At 48.5% G+C, this 14,062-nt stretch carries 11 protein-coding genes and 1 tRNA gene; 9 read left to right on the top strand and 3 right to left on the bottom strand.

Features of this window, described 5'->3' with window-relative positions; translation table 11 throughout:
• Positions 1-19: 19 nt before the first annotated feature.
• The 4 genes from ACN5NT_RS12160 to ACN5NT_RS12145 all read left to right on the top strand — a co-directional run bounded on the left by ACN5NT_RS12160 (position 20) and on the right by ACN5NT_RS12145 (position 5,543).
• Positions 20-1,732, top strand: coding sequence for a proline--tRNA ligase (locus tag ACN5NT_RS12160; RefSeq protein WP_419175609.1), 1,713 nt, complete (start codon positions 20-22; stop codon positions 1,730-1,732).
• 41 nt (positions 1,733-1,773) lie between these two features.
• Positions 1,774-3,957, top strand: coding sequence for a RelA/SpoT family protein (locus ACN5NT_RS12155; protein ID WP_136798047.1), 2,184 nt, complete (start codon positions 1,774-1,776; stop codon positions 3,955-3,957).
• A gap of 160 nt (positions 3,958-4,117) precedes the next feature.
• Complete coding sequence (locus ACN5NT_RS12150) at positions 4,118-4,417, top strand: Smr/MutS family protein (RefSeq protein ID WP_419175608.1); 300 nt, start codon at positions 4,118-4,120, stop codon at positions 4,415-4,417.
• Between the two features lie 370 nt (positions 4,418-4,787).
• Entirely contained in the window at positions 4,788-5,543 is a 756-nt protein-coding gene (locus ACN5NT_RS12145; protein WP_136798045.1) for an FKBP-type peptidyl-prolyl cis-trans isomerase, read from the top strand.
• Between the two features lie 197 nt (positions 5,544-5,740).
• On the opposite strand, the gene ACN5NT_RS12140 is transcribed toward ACN5NT_RS12145, so the two are convergent.
• The 3 genes from ACN5NT_RS12140 to crcB all read right to left on the bottom strand — a co-directional run bounded on the left by ACN5NT_RS12140 (position 5,741) and on the right by crcB (position 8,433).
• Positions 5,741-6,586 carry a DUF362 domain-containing protein gene (locus ACN5NT_RS12140; RefSeq protein ID WP_419175607.1) on the bottom strand — a complete coding sequence of 282 codons (846 nt, stop codon included), beginning with the start codon at positions 6,584-6,586 and terminating at the stop codon, positions 5,741-5,743.
• Between the two features lie 38 nt (positions 6,587-6,624).
• On the bottom strand, positions 6,625-7,713 hold the full coding sequence (locus ACN5NT_RS12135) for an LptF/LptG family permease (RefSeq protein WP_419175606.1): 1,089 nt from the start codon (positions 7,711-7,713) through the stop codon (positions 6,625-6,627).
• A 342-nt stretch (positions 7,714-8,055) separates the two neighbouring features.
• Positions 8,056-8,433 carry a fluoride efflux transporter CrcB gene (gene crcB / locus ACN5NT_RS12130; protein ID WP_136798042.1) on the bottom strand — a complete coding sequence of 126 codons (378 nt, stop codon included), beginning with the start codon at positions 8,431-8,433 and terminating at the stop codon, positions 8,056-8,058.
• Positions 8,434-8,995: 562 nt separating this feature from the next.
• Between crcB and ACN5NT_RS12125 the strand changes: the two genes are divergently transcribed.
• The 5 genes from ACN5NT_RS12125 to ACN5NT_RS12105 all read left to right on the top strand — a co-directional run bounded on the left by ACN5NT_RS12125 (position 8,996) and on the right by ACN5NT_RS12105 (position 14,005).
• Positions 8,996-10,015, top strand: coding sequence for a DHH family phosphoesterase (locus ACN5NT_RS12125; RefSeq protein WP_136798041.1), 1,020 nt, complete (start codon positions 8,996-8,998; stop codon positions 10,013-10,015).
• An 87-nt stretch (positions 10,016-10,102) separates the two neighbouring features.
• Positions 10,103-11,350, top strand: a complete 1,248-nt coding sequence (locus ACN5NT_RS12120) for a glucose-1-phosphate adenylyltransferase family protein (protein ID WP_419175605.1) — start codon at positions 10,103-10,105, stop codon at positions 11,348-11,350.
• A complete protein-coding gene (locus ACN5NT_RS12115) occupies positions 11,308-12,633 on the top strand; it encodes a glucose-1-phosphate adenylyltransferase family protein (protein ID WP_419175604.1) in 1,326 nt (441 codons plus the stop codon). The genes ACN5NT_RS12120 and ACN5NT_RS12115 overlap by 43 nt, the downstream gene beginning before the upstream one ends.
• A gap of 229 nt (positions 12,634-12,862) precedes the next feature.
• A tRNA-Arg gene (locus ACN5NT_RS12110) sits at positions 12,863-12,938 on the top strand.
• A 524-nt stretch (positions 12,939-13,462) separates the two neighbouring features.
• Positions 13,463-14,005 (top strand): ATP-binding protein, encoded by a 543-nt coding sequence (locus ACN5NT_RS12105; RefSeq protein WP_419175603.1) that lies wholly within the window; start codon positions 13,463-13,465, stop codon positions 14,003-14,005.
• Positions 14,006-14,062 lie beyond the last annotated feature (57 nt).

Raw genomic sequence — 14,062 nt, 5'->3', positions numbered from 1 at the left:
TTTTACTTACGGAACATCTATGCGTTACTCTCAATCACTTTTGCCTACACTCAAGGAGACACCTGCCGAGGCTGAAGTCATTAGCCACAGACTCATGCTGCGAGCGGGTTTTATGCGAAAACTCACCTCTGGAGTTTATACCTATCTGCCCTATGGTCTGGCGGCAATTCGCAGGGTTGAGGCGATTGTGAGGGAAGAGATGAACCGGGCCGGCGCCCAGGAACTGATGATGCCGATGGTACAGCCTGCGGATCTCTGGCGTGAAACCGGACGATATGAGAAGTATGGACCGGAATTGCTGCGTTTTCATGACCGTCACGAGCGTGAGTCCTGCCTCGGACCGACCCATGAAGAGGTTATCACAGATATTATTCGCCGGGACCTTCATTCCTACCGGGATCTGCCGATTAATCTCTACCAGATCCAGACCAAGTTCCGCGATGAGATACGTCCCCGTTTCGGCCTGATGCGCGGTCGTGAATTTATCATGAAGGACGCGTACTCCTTCGATGTCGATGACGCTGGCGCAGAGGTCGCGTACGGTAAAATGTACGAGGCGTATAAACGTATTTTTACCCGTTGCGGTCTCGAATTCCGTGCAGTGCAGGCGGACTCAGGTGCCATTGGCGGCAGTTTCTCCCATGAATTTATGGTACTGGCCGATACCGGCGAGGATACCATCGTGGTCTGTAAGTCGTGCGAGTATGCGGCAAATATGGAAAAGGCTGAGGTTAAGCCGGCCGAAGCGAAAAACGATGAGCCGCTGCTTGATCTTGAAAAAGTTGAGACTCCAGGTAAGCGCAAGGTGAACGCGGTCTGTGAGTTCATGGATATTACCCCCGATCAGCTCGTAAAAACAATGGTCTATATTGCTGATGGTACCCCGGTGGCAGTACTGGTACGCGGCGATCGTGAAGTTGAAGAGGTGAAACTCAAGAATTTCCTTGGGGCCATTGACGTTGAACTTGCTGACGACAAAGCTGCTTTTGATGCCACAGGGGCCCCGACAGGCTATCTCGGACCGGTCAACAGCAAAATCAAGCTGGTTGCCGATCAGGAGGTTGCCACTATGGCAAACTTCGTCGTTGGAGCCAACGAGAAGAATTACCATATGCGTAACGTGAACCTCGGTCGTGATTTCGAGGTGAGCGGCATAGCTGATCTGCGCCAGGTGACTATCGAAGATCCATGTCCTGCCTGTGGTGGAGAGATCGATCTCACCGAGGGTATCGAGGTAGGACATATCTTCAAGCTTGGGACCTCCTACTCAGAGTCGATGGAGGCTATGTTCCAGGATGCAGACGGCCAGGAGAAGCCTTTCGTTATGGGGTGCTACGGTATCGGTGTAAGCCGGGTCGTTGCCGCTGCTATCGAGCAGACTCATGATGAAAACGGCATTATTTTTCCGGTACCCCTGGCACCATATCAAGTTATTATCTTGAATCTTGGGTTGAAGGATGAGAGTATTAATGCGGCGGCCGAGAAATTGTATAGCGATCTGCAGCAAGCTGGTATCGAAGTTCTTTTCGATGACCGCGATGAACGTCCGGGCTCCAAGTTTAAAGATGCTGATCTGTTGGGAATTCCGTACCGGGTGACTGTTGGCAAGTCCCTGACTAAAAACGGAGTTCTCGAGGTGCGCCGTCGCAGTGATGGATATACTGAAGAAATTGCTCCAGAGCAGATAGTTGAATCTCTGCTGGAGAGAATCAAAAAAGATATGGAACACTGACCTGAGCGGATATCCGCCAAGAGTTTGCGTTACGCAGTGCTATGCCCTACTCATCGATGTTAAACCCGAAAGGGTTGAAAATTCTAGCTTCAAATTACCTGCATGGTGTCGACCTCTCACCCATAGATAAGGCGTGGGAGGTCGTCACCCGTGTTCACAGCGGGAAACTCCATCTCTCCGGCGAACCCTATCTGATCCATTTGCTGGAGGTCTCTTCGACCCTGGCATCAATGCATCTGGATCTGGATACCGTTCTGGCCGGCCTGCTTCATGGTGTCCCGCACGAGGGGGTAACCATCGAGGAACTGGAAAAGGATTTCGGTCCCGATGTTGCGGCCATTGTGGCTGGTGCTACCAAGATCAACAAGGTCCAATATAACAGCAAGCTGGTAAGCCACGCAGAGAATGTGCGCCGGATGCTGCTCGCCATAGCTGCAGATATTCGTGTACTGCTGCTGAAACTTATCGACCGCCTGCAGGACCTGTTCCTTCTAGATCATGTTGACCGGGAAACCCAGTTGGAAATTGCCCGGGAGACCATGGATCTCTATGCTCCTCTTGCTTCAAGGCTTGGTATTGACTGGCTGAAGCGTGAACTTGAGGACTACTCATTCAAATATCTTTATCCCGAAGATTATAAAGACCTTACGGAAAAGCTGGAGAGTTCTCTTGAAGAGAGACAGGAGTATGTTGATGAGGTAATAGCCATACTCCACCAGAAGCTGGCCGAAAATGATATTGAGCCCACTCGTATCATCGGCAGACCCAAGCATATTTATTCTATCTACAAGAAGCTTATTGCCCAGAATATTCCACTGGAGCGGGTATACGACAAGGTTGCCTTCAGGGTTATTGTCGAATCGGTCAAAGATTGTTACGAAACCCTCGGTGTGGTTCACGCAGAGTGGTCTCCGGTGCCAGGCAGAATCAAGGATTTCATCTCTGTCCCCAAGTCCAATAACTACCAGTCCATGCACACCACGGTCGTTGGCCCGAGAGACCATTTCATCGAGATCCAGATCCGTACAGAGGATATGGACAGGGTGGCCCAGGAAGGTGTCGCAGCACATTGGGCGTATAAAGAGGGACAAAAGGCCACAGATAAGGATGCACGTCTCTTTCGTGACCTGAAAAAGCTGGTCAAGTCTCTTCAAGAGGTCGAAGATCCACGGGAATTCCTTGATTCAGTACGTGGTGAGCTCTATGATCCCGATGTTTATGCCCTCACTCCTGCCGGTCAGGTAAAAGAGTTCCCCAATGGCAGCTGTCCTATTGATTTTGCGTACTCAATTCATTCTGAGGTGGGCGATCACTGTGTAGGTGCCAAGGTGAACGGGCGGTTGGTACAGCTGAAGTACAAGCTGCAGAACGGCGATATTATCGAGATTATTACCTCACCTACCCAGACGCCGCGAAGAGGGTGGCTTGATCTGGTCAAGACCAGCAGAGCAAAGGCCAGGATTCGTTCATGGTTGCGTCGTGAAGAAAAGGAGAAGGCACTCAAGCTTGGCCGGGAGATCTGCGAGCGTGAGCTGAAAAAGCACGATATGACTCTCAAGAGGATGATCAAGGGCGGTCATATACGTCAGCTGCTCAAAGCGTTGCGTTGCAATTCCCTTGACGACATGCTGATCAAGGTCGGCAATGGTCAAATAACGTTGCAGTCTCTCATCCGGGCACTGCTGCCTGCCGAGAGCGCAGGCGAGCATGTGGCTCAAACCGCAGAATTGTCGCAGGAAGAACTGACCGAGGCAGCAGTGCCGCAGAGCACTGTATCAGCCAATCGGGACAAGTCTGGCGTGAGCATTGAAGGTGTAGATGGCATGCTGGCCAAAATCAGTCGCTGCTGCTCCCCCTTGCCGGGCGACCCTATCGTCGGTTTTATCACCCAGGGACGCGGTGTCTCGATCCACAAGCAGGATTGCGTCAATCTGACATCCACCGACCCGCTTCGCTGGATTGATGTCTCATGGGCCGGTATGGAAGAAAAGTATTACAATGTCGCCATCCATATCAAGGCGGAGAACCGCCGTGGCATTTTTGCTGAAATCAGTGCGGTTATCAGTGCAGATAACGCTAATATCGCAGATATTTCAGGTCGCACTACCGTAGAGGAAACCGCTGATCTGCACATCACTCTGGAAGTAAAAGATCTCGAGCATCTTAAGACTATTATGCAGCATATCAGGCAGATGGAACACGTAATATCCGCGAGGCGTATATAGTAACAGTGGTATGGATATTTGTCTGATTTGCGGAAACGAGATTGATAATGATAAAAGCTTCTGCCCATTCTGCGGGTCAAAGCAGGCAGGTTCCGAACCTCGCATCAAAGCCAAAACATTTCTTCATCGTACAATTAATTTAGAGCAGGGAATGCCCTTCGTGGAGAGTGCTCTACGTCAGCTGCAGGTGGCCATACGAGAGGCGAGAAATGGTGAGATACAGGCGCTGACGGTCATCCATGGTTACGGCTCTTCCGGCAAGGGCGGGGCCATTCGCCGGGAATGTCGCAAAACTCTCGATTATATGTGTAGCCACGGTCAGCTCAGCAGTTATGTTTCCGGAGAGGATTTTCATAAAAATAACGGAGTGGTAAAAGACCTGCTCAACCGTTACCCGCAACTGAGGTTGAACAAGAACCTTAACCGCAGGAATCAGGGTATAACCGTGGTTATAATATAAAGCTAAACGCTCTGTTCCGGTTACAGTTTCTTGAAAGCGCGTAAGGTGATTGAATGAGGGAATCGGAGGGAAAGGATTACCCGAACACCCTTGTCTTGTCAGGTGAGATTCTGATATGCTTTCAGCAGAGTTTTTTCAGCAGGAGAGGGAATCAACGATTTTCGATAACTCTTTTTATGACCGAGCTTTTCCGGCCGGAGTAAATTTCCAATTTAGAGCGGATGCTTTTTAGCCAGGAATGCAGTATAGAGGCATACCTGACCCCATAAGGTGGAGAAGAGAAGTAATACGCACAACCCTGGCGGATATCTCTATAGCCAGCGTTTGTGATCAACCATGTGCGATGAGCACAAACTGAAAGGAGCATTGAATGAAACGAATAATCGCGCTTTTTGCCGCCTGTGTCGTATCAGTTCCGGTGATGCTGTTTGCCCAGGAGGCAGCAGAAAAGCCGAAACTCGAGACTTTTTCTCAAAAATTAAGCTATGCCATGGGCAGTGATGTAGGTCGCTATTTTAATAATCTCGGGGATGATATCGACTTTGAAAGTCTGGTTCGCGGTATCACTGACGGTTTTTCCGATGCCGAACTTGCCATGAATCCCGAAGAAATTGTTACAGTTCAAAAAGAGTTCGGTGCCAGGCTTCAGGCCAAGCAAATGGCTGAACTCGAGGCAATGAAACAGAAAAACCTGGAGAGTGGTCAAGCCTATCTCGAGGAGAATAAAAAGAACGATGGTGTGGTCGTAACTGATTCCGGCCTCCAGTACCAGTTTATCACCAAAGGTGATGGACCTATGCCCAAGCTTGCCGACCAGGTCAAGGTAGATTACGTGGGCAGTCTCATTGATGGTACCGAGTTTGATAGCTCCATTGCCCACGGTGAACCAATCGTGTTTGCTGTAAACCAGGTAATTCCTGGTTGGAAAGAGGCGATGCAGCTGATCCCGGTTGGCTCCAAGGTGCGCCTTGTTATTCCTTCCGAGCTTGCCTATGGTGAGCAGGGTGTGATGCCAAGAATCGAGCCAAACTCCGTGCTGGTATTTGAGGTTGAACTGCTTTCTATCGAGCCTATGGTCGAGGAAGTTCCCGTTGAGGCGGTGCCGGAGCAGTTGCCTGCCAGCTAACTTGTTTCACTCATCAGCCAGTAATGCCATTTTCTTCAGTGTTTTGACAGTTAACATAGCAATCTATAGTTGACTGTCAAAAACTTCGAACCTGACGCTACCTGGCTGATGAGTATTCAGGGCAGTAGTTACTATAAACAAAAAGGCCTCTGGAACTAACGTTCCAGAGGCCTTTTTGTTTATAGTGCAATCGTATTTTATACTTCCACTAATTCATACTCTTCCTGGCTGTCCCGTAATACATGCGCCATGGCGATATGATCGATTTGTCGCCAGTCTTTCCCCAGCAGTTGACAACCATACATATCAATAGAAACAGGATCAGCAGATGCGACAATTCTGCCAACAGGTGGGTCGCAATGGGGGCCCCAGAGATGGGCCTGGCTCATGCCGACAGTTGCGTCCATGAGGGTGAAGTCCGGTGTGCGGTAGCAGTTCAGGTCAAAAACGGATTCCTGCATGCGTTCATGGAATGATGACTTTCCCCAATGTCCGCCTTGCTGATAATGCTCAGGTGGAGCGCATCCCATCATGTTTTTCATGGTCAGGGTGACCCCGGCAAGAGAGTGAGCCTTGAGCACCGGAACAGATAACAGAAAGATATCATCAAGCAGTTTGGGCAGGTACATTTCAGGCCACCGACGGCAGCGCTTATCGGCGAGTCTGGTTGAAGGGAGAGGGTTGAGGTCAACAAGCTCTATCCCTTGCCTGGCGGCCATCCCGGTGTAGCCGAGGGTCTCGAAACAATGGTACGTGTCGTAATCAGTAGAGCCGGTACCTTCACCAACCATAATTTCGAGGTGAGGTGAAATGGCTCTCAGATGACACACCAGAGCTTCAATCAGTGCAACCGGCGTAGTGATAGGTGGCTCGAGTGCCTCGACCAGGTTGGGTTTAATAAGAACTGTGGTAACAGCCTTTAGCCTGTCAGCCAGATCGGTTTCGGCAAGCAGCCTGTCGACACTGCGCAGCACGTTCCCGTGGTCTCTGGCAATAGCTGTTGAGTACACTCTATTGCAAATGGTGTTGCGAACAGAATACATGAAAAATACCTGAAAAAATGCTCAGACTGACATACGGCTTACTGATTTTGCCGGTAGAGCAGGAAAATTCCTATACTGACAAATATCACATGGATGGTCGAGGCGGCAAAGATTGGTGGGATATAGCCTGCACCGGCCAGGGACTGCAGCGCGCCCCAGATGCCCCAGACAAAAAAGGCCATACCGCAACTGGCAGGGATCGCCACCGAAAGATCACGGCCCCATTTCTGGTAGGAGGCGAGCAGCATGGGCATACCCAGCAGCAACAATGGCATCCCAAGCAGGATATAGGAGATACGGCTGAAAAAATCGGTCCTGGCGCGGTTTGTGAGATCTGCTGTGTCCTGGGTGGTTGTCGCATGATAGAGCTGCGTCAATGATTGTTCGGCCGACTCATATTCAGGTACCAGGAAGTCATGCGGGTCTTCAGGTAAGTGAACTTCCCAGTGATTCATATTTTGAATCACATATTTGCCTTTGTCATTAATCTCCTGAACCTGGACTACATCGAGTATCCACTTGTCTTTTTGGGGATGCCACTTGGCGTACTTGGCGGTAATCAGTGCCTCGACGTTATATTCAGAATTCCAACGGGAATAGGAAAAGTGGCGAAAAACCAGTTTCTGTGAATTGGGCCACTCGAAAGAGTAGAAACCTTCCACACCTCGATAATAATAGCGGCCGTTGCGGTAGATACCAAGAGGTACCTTGCCGCCAACCTGTTCGTGCCAGATCTCGTTCGTGGTAGAAATGGTATAGGGCAGCAGCCACTGCGCAGAGGCGAGTAGCAGGCCTGTAATCCCAAGCCCGCCCAAAATAAGTGGCTTAATAATTTTACGAAGAGGGATGCCGCCGGCTTTCAGAGCTGTAAGCTCGTTGGTGTGATTAAGAATTCCAAGGCTGATAATTCCCGAGAGAAGAATCAGAATAGGACCAAGTTGATCGATGATAAAAGGAATATTCAGCAAAAAGAACTTAAGGGCTAGACCAAGTGATTTGCCTGCACTGGTGAATCGGTCGAACTTTTCAATAAAGTCTACGAGCAGATAGAGCGCAACAAAGCCGGAGGTAACTGTAAGGAAGTATTTGCTGAACTGTTTAAGGAGGTATTTGTCGAGTAATTTCACGTAATTTCACTGGCCCATTCCGAGAGCCCCGGGTTGAGTCTGTTTGTGCTGTCTGGTTGAGGATGAGCCATCGTAACACACGAATAATTCTCAAGCACAGCCTGGGTAACGAAGCTCATCGAAAGTGAGCATATATTAGCTTCGTGCGTATTATGTAAAGTATAAAATCGAATCTGGCAAATAGCTTGCCTGTTATTACCCAACTATATACCGTAATTGGCCAAAATAAAACTCAAGCCAGCTAATACTGTCGCTGAATGAATGAATATTTTCGGGGTCACCTGCTACTCATTGAGGAGACGAATGATAAATGGTAGCTAGAGCTGTTTGATGCCGGAGCAGTTAGAGTCGGATGTATTTTTCAGCCAACAGGAATCCGGCAAATACGAAGGCCAGTCCGACGATATTGCTGGCGATAAGATAGGCTATGGCATGTGCTGATTCACCTGCACGGAAGAATTGAACACTCTCACGAGCATAGGTTGAAAAGGTAGTGAATCCGCCGAGAAAACCGGTAAAGAGAAACAGTCGGAATTCGTGACTGATCTCAACTCTGTCAAACCAGCTCCAGAAAAAACCTATGAACAGGCAACCGCATACGTTGGCCACGAAGGTTCCTAAGGGGAAGTTACCACCAACTCGGGCAGCCGCTAAAGCAATAAAGTACCGCCCAATTGAACCTATTGAGCCGCCGAGAGCAATTGCGAGTATGTTTTTCATTGCCAATATCGTATCATGGAAAAAGTTATAGGGAGAGCGGACATATACACTGTGCGGGCAGTTATGATAACTTGTAATCCCTTACCATCATTGCCATTGCAGGTCAAGTTGTGAAAGGTTACGGTTACTTAAGAGAGCATTCGGAGAGCGGTTGGTACATTCCACAAGCTCCTTTAATCAGACTCCGGAGTACGGGTTATGGTTCCGTAGACTTGATTTTTTTTCAATTGTTGTGATATATTGAGGAGTTTACGTGATATTGGTTTCTCTGAAAGTGACTGAAATTATTATTTAATTGCCAATATTTTACTGCTCTCAGCGAGAAGCTTTCGGATTGGCTGGAGGGCTGAATTTTACTGGAGGTGGCTGGCATACGGGTTGTGTATTCCTGTGTGAGCGTGGTGCCTTTTTGCGTTTTTTTGAACGGCACATACAGGAAAAAAGATCAGGGACAACTCTGTTAAGAGTTGAAAGTGTAATTTGAGCTACCAGCAAATTGCAGACGCGTATTTGACGTGTGTGATCCCATACTAACAACTTAAAGACCACTGTTACCGTGTAAATGGCTAAAAACCACAAGAAGAGGAATGGCTGTACCGACAGGTTCGCCAGTTGGGGCACAGCAAAAGATAAACTGGATGCATTCTGGGCCATTTTTGATAAAGATGATTCTGTTCTGGTTATCATAAATGCAGATCCCGATGCACTGGCCAGTGGCATGGCCATAAAAAGATTGCTTAGGTATCGGGTGAAAAACGTCGTGATCGCCCATCCCAATGAGATCCGGCGTATGAATAATGTCTCCATGGTGGAGCGGTTGAAAATTCCGCTTGAGCGCCTTGGCAATGTCAAAATTGGAGACTTCAATAAAACTGTAATGGTCGACTCTCAGCCAAGTCACCTGCCGTGTTTTGAGAAGATGCAGATTGATGTAATCATCGATCATCATCCGGTAAGTGGTGAGTGGGATGCGCCAATTATAGACATTCGTCCGGAGTATGGTGCAACAGCTACCATGATGGTCGAATATCTCCGTGCCGCCGGTATGAAACCATCGGTTGCTCTAGCAACTGCCTTGTTTTACGCAATAAAGGTTGATACCCAGAATTTTGAGAAGAAATCACTGCTTGCGGACGGCAATGCATTTCGATATCTTTTTGATATAGCTAACCGTAACCTGGTACGAAAATTCGAGCTTACCGACCTGCGCAAGTCAGAACTGAAATATTTCAATATAGCTCTTCAGTCTTTGAAATACTCCAAGCGACGTTACTATTCGCATGTCGGTAAGGTTCGCAGCCCTGATGTGCTGGTGATTATCGCCGATTTCCTCAACCACGTTGGAGAGATCGACTGGGTTTTTGTTTCAGGCTATCATGGCGAGAAGCTGGTGGTTATCTTCCGTTGCGACGGCTATCGAAAATCCGCGGGAAAACTTGCCAGCAAGGTTTTCGGTGAAGTTGGTTCAGCAGGTGGCCACAAAGAGGCCGCCCGGGCAGAGGTGCCGCTGAAGAACCTCGATCTCGGTGACAAGGAGTTTACCTCTGCGAGTTTGAAAAGATATATTACGCGTCATATATAGATTGTATAGGTATTGACCGGCAGGGACATGCTGCCGGTCAATACCTATACAATTTCCTGCGGTCCTCACTCTATCGGGAGACCATTGATGCTGAAAACGACCACCCTGGCCATGATCCTTGCAGGAGGCAGGGTCGACGAACTCGACGTCCTAACCTACGGTCGGCCGAAATCCGCGCTGCCGTTCGGTGGGTTCGGCAGGGTTATAGACTTCCCGTTAAGTAACCTGATGAACTCAGAAATTGAGCAGGTTGCCATTCTCAGTCAATATCACAGTTACTCCCTCATCAATCATATCGGCACAGGCGCAGCCTGGGATATGCTTGGCCGTCACCGCGGTATCTCCATTCTGCCGCCATTCATCGGTTCCACCCATAAGGATTGGTACCGGGGTTCCGCCGACGCGGTGCATAAAAACATCGACTTCGTACAGTTCCACGACCCCGAGCACATCCTCATTCTTTCCGGCGATCATATTTATCATATGGATTACGATCATATGATCCGCTACCATCAGGAGCGGGATGCAGACCTGACAATGGCATTGATTCACATCAGTCCGGAAGAGGCTCACCGTTTCGGGGTTGCGACAATTTCCGATGAGGATGGGGCCCGGGGTGGTCGGGTGCTGGAGTATTGGGAAAAGCCTGAGAACTCCCAGGCGGAATGGGCTTCACTGACGGTGTTCTGCTTCAAACCGCAGGTATTGTATCAGATGCTCCAATTTAATCAGGGGCAGAGGTCGTTCGAATTTGGTCGCGACATTATTCCATATATGATGCGGGCAGGGTACAAAATCTATGGCTACAAGTTCTGCGGCTATTGGGGGTATACCCGTACGGTTAATGAATACTGGCAGTCAAACATGGATCTGCTGGGAGAAAAGCCCTTGATCGATATCGAGAACTGGGGATTTCGCACTAACCTCGATCATCGGGATATCCGTGATTTTCAGCCGACGATAGTCGGTGATTACGGCACAGTAACTAACAGTCTGATCTATAACGGCTGCCGCATAGAAGGCACGGTTCGAAACTCCGTTCTTTTTCCAGGCGTGGAGATAGGTCGCAATACCCTGGTAGAAGATTCGGTATTGTTCTTTAACAATGTGGTTGGCCATAACTGCACCCTGACCAAGGTGGTGGCGGATGTGAACACCTATTACGGTGATCATGTACAGATCGGTGCAGGAGGAAAATCCAGCGGGGTTACAGTCATTGGATGGAATAACGACGTACCCGATCAGACTACAATCGGTCACGGAGCCACCATCTGGCCTGAGCTGAATGATACATGCTGGAAAAAGAAGGTGAAGGCTGGGGAGGTGCTTCGATGAGGAACACCAGACAAGCCCTGGTTTTGCTGCTGGCGGGTGGAGTCGGCAGCCGCCTTAATATTCTGGTCGAGCAGCGGGCCAAGCCTGCGGTGCCTTTCGGCGGCATCTACCGTATTATTGATTTCAGCCTCTCCAATGTCACCAACTCTAGGCTGCAGAAGGTTGGTGTACTCACCCAGTATAAGCCGCTCTCCCTCATGAATCATCTTGGAGCGGGCGAAGCGTGGGATCTCACCGGCAGAACCCGTGGGGTGAAAATACTGCCGCCTCGCACCGGGGCAAAGGATTCTGACTGGTATAAAGGAACAGCAGACGCAGTGCGCAGAAATATAGACTTTATCGAAGCCAACCCCTCAGAAGAGGTGCTCATCCTCTCCGGCGATCATATTTACCATATGGATTTCGAGGTGATGCTCGAATATCACCGCTCCAAAAAGGCGGATGTGACCGTGTCCATGATGGTTGTGCCCAAAAGTCAGATTCGCCACTATGGTGCCGGTATAATCGACGATAAAAACCGCATCATTGACTGGGAGGAAAAACCTGAGAAGCCCCGCAGTAATCTCGCTTCCATGGGCATTTACGTCTTTGATCGCAATTACCTGCTGGAGGCGCTTGCCCGCAATAAAGACGAGTTGGATTTCGGCATGCACCTGCTGCCCTGGGCCATAGAAAATGATAATGTCTTCGCCTATCCATTCTATGGCTACTGGCGGGATGTGGGGACCATCCAGGCATATTGGCAGGCCAATATGGATATCCTGAACCCGGACAGTGGCCTGCTCCCAGAGCAGTGGGGGATCATAACCAATGTAGAGTCCAGCCACAGGATATATGACTGGCCTCCGGCAAGATACGGCTATAAGGCCGAACTGCATAATAGCATGATAGCAGCAGGCTGCCGGATAGAAGGTACTGTGGTTAACTCGATACTGGCACCGGGTGTGACGGTGGAAAAGGGCGCTATGGTACAGGACTCCATCCTTTTTGAAGGCTGCACGGTACGGAAAGACGGAGTTGTGGATCTGGCCATTGTCGACAAATATGTGGAAGTGAGCGAAAGAGCGGTGGTTGGCTATGGCGATGGTCATGATGTTGTAAACTGTGCCTCGCCCGATCATCTCTATACCGGGATTACTGTTATCGGCAAACGTGTAACTATACCACCAGGAATAACCATCGGTAGAAACTGTGCGGTACATGGTTTCACTACCGGTGATAAATTTCCAGCTTCGGGGTTGAACGATGGTGAGACTCTGTTGCAGGATGGTACAGTGAAGTAGAGGCTTTTCTATTGGTCTTGCAGCATCAACTGCGGGAGCTTATGTATCCCTGCCAATCATCCGAAACTAGAATATGATATCTATTGCATAGAACGAGCTGCGATGGCTGACATGTCGATGTCACGTGGTACTGGACGAGAAAGTATTTGAGGAACTGAACGGAGCCTTGAAAAGATATTGCGAAAATCGCAAACTCGGGTAATATTGCTCACCGAAAATTGCAAATGTTGGCCCCGTAGCTCAGGGGATAGAGCACAGGATTCCTAATCCTGGTGTCGCAGGTTCGAATCCTGCCGGGGTCACCATATACATAAGGGGTTACAGCTGATTAGCTGTAACCCCTTTTTTCGTTTATGTCATTAATTGTACACCCCCTGTACAACTATTTCTAAAGTATTAGTAGTTCTATACAATACTCAGCTGAGAACTGTGTCTTTCACTACTTTTGCTGACTCTCCTCTTTGCATGATGCTGTAGGGATGACGCGGTCAAGTAAAAATCACAATAATTCAAATGATTGGAAAATTCCTGTTCAAGAACTTATCTAAAGGGTGTGTGTGGCAATCTCTCCAGCCATCAGTTTCACTTTAAACAGTGGTCTGACCTTGGTATTTGCTATCATTTTCCTATAAGATATGTGGTGGCAATCTCATTGAGTTAATAACCACGTAGTATTTTGGGAGTAGAATCAACCGTGGTCTGTGTCCAATCCTTGTAGTGGGGGAGTATCAGGCCTTGAGTTTAGGTGTGATTTTTACTATCGTACTGAATTGTCATATAAAGATGATAGATTTGTTTAACATTTAGCCCGTAATCTCTTTAAGAGCAAATGATTAAAAACATCATTCCCCATATTATCTTTATAGGCGGGGTCCATGGCATTGGGAAAACTACCTTCTGCCGAAAATTAATTCAACAACTCGGTGTTGACCATCACTCCGCAAGCGACCTCATCAAACGTATGGGGGAAGTCGATCACACAGTGAACAAACACACAGAAGACATAGAAGCCAATCAGGACATTCTTATAAAAGCAATCTCAAACTACATTCCAAACGATTCACACAGCCTACTCGATGGGCATTTTTGCTTATTAGATAAATCAGGGTTCGTAAGAGAAGTCCCAAAATCTACGTTCAGGAAGATGTCCGCAAAAGCCTTTATTGTTCTTCAAGACAATCCCCATGATATCGCTACGCGTCTATGTCACCGGGACGGGGAGGCACCAGCAATTGATACAATCGCTGATTTTCAAATTCAAGAGTTAAAATATTCTAAACAAATCGCTAGACACTTAAATATTCCATACATGATTGCAAACCCCATGGGAAACATAGAACCAGTTTTAGCATTTGCTAAAAGGGTACTTTAGTGAAATTCCATGACTAAGCCTTTTCCCCTTTTCGTGTAGTAAGAATACAGATTCTGT

The organism is Desulfosediminicola sp. (assembly GCF_048381775.1).
In the GTDB taxonomy this organism is placed as follows: Bacteria; Desulfobacterota; Desulfobulbia; order Desulfobulbales; family Desulfocapsaceae; genus Desulfopila; species Desulfopila ganghwensis.
Note: the sequence above shows the minus strand (reverse complement) of the source record. Positions and strands in the feature narration are given on the sequence as shown.

What these genes read in the sequence shown, in the direction of transcription:
- ACN5NT_RS12160 (WP_419175609.1), top strand. Translation starts at nt 20, where the DNA reads ATGCGTTACTCTCAATCACTTTTGCCTACACTCAAGGAGACACCTGCC.
- ACN5NT_RS12155 (WP_136798047.1), top strand. Translation starts at nt 1,774, where the DNA reads ATGCCCTACTCATCGATGTTAAACCCGAAAGGGTTGAAAATTCTAGCT.
- ACN5NT_RS12145 (WP_136798045.1), top strand. Translation starts at nt 4,788, where the DNA reads ATGAAACGAATAATCGCGCTTTTTGCCGCCTGTGTCGTATCAGTTCCG.
- ACN5NT_RS12140 (WP_419175607.1), bottom strand. Translation starts at nt 6,586, where the DNA reads ATGTATTCTGTTCGCAACACCATTTGCAATAGAGTGTACTCAACAGCT.
- crcB (WP_136798042.1), bottom strand. Translation starts at nt 8,433, where the DNA reads ATGAAAAACATACTCGCAATTGCTCTCGGCGGCTCAATAGGTTCAATT.
- ACN5NT_RS12125 (WP_136798041.1), top strand. Translation starts at nt 8,996, where the DNA reads ATGGCTAAAAACCACAAGAAGAGGAATGGCTGTACCGACAGGTTCGCC.
- ACN5NT_RS12120 (WP_419175605.1), top strand. Translation starts at nt 10,103, where the DNA reads ATGCTGAAAACGACCACCCTGGCCATGATCCTTGCAGGAGGCAGGGTC.
- ACN5NT_RS12115 (WP_419175604.1), top strand. Translation starts at nt 11,308, where the DNA reads ATGCTGGAAAAAGAAGGTGAAGGCTGGGGAGGTGCTTCGATGAGGAAC.
- ACN5NT_RS12105 (WP_419175603.1), top strand. Translation starts at nt 13,463, where the DNA reads ATGATTAAAAACATCATTCCCCATATTATCTTTATAGGCGGGGTCCAT.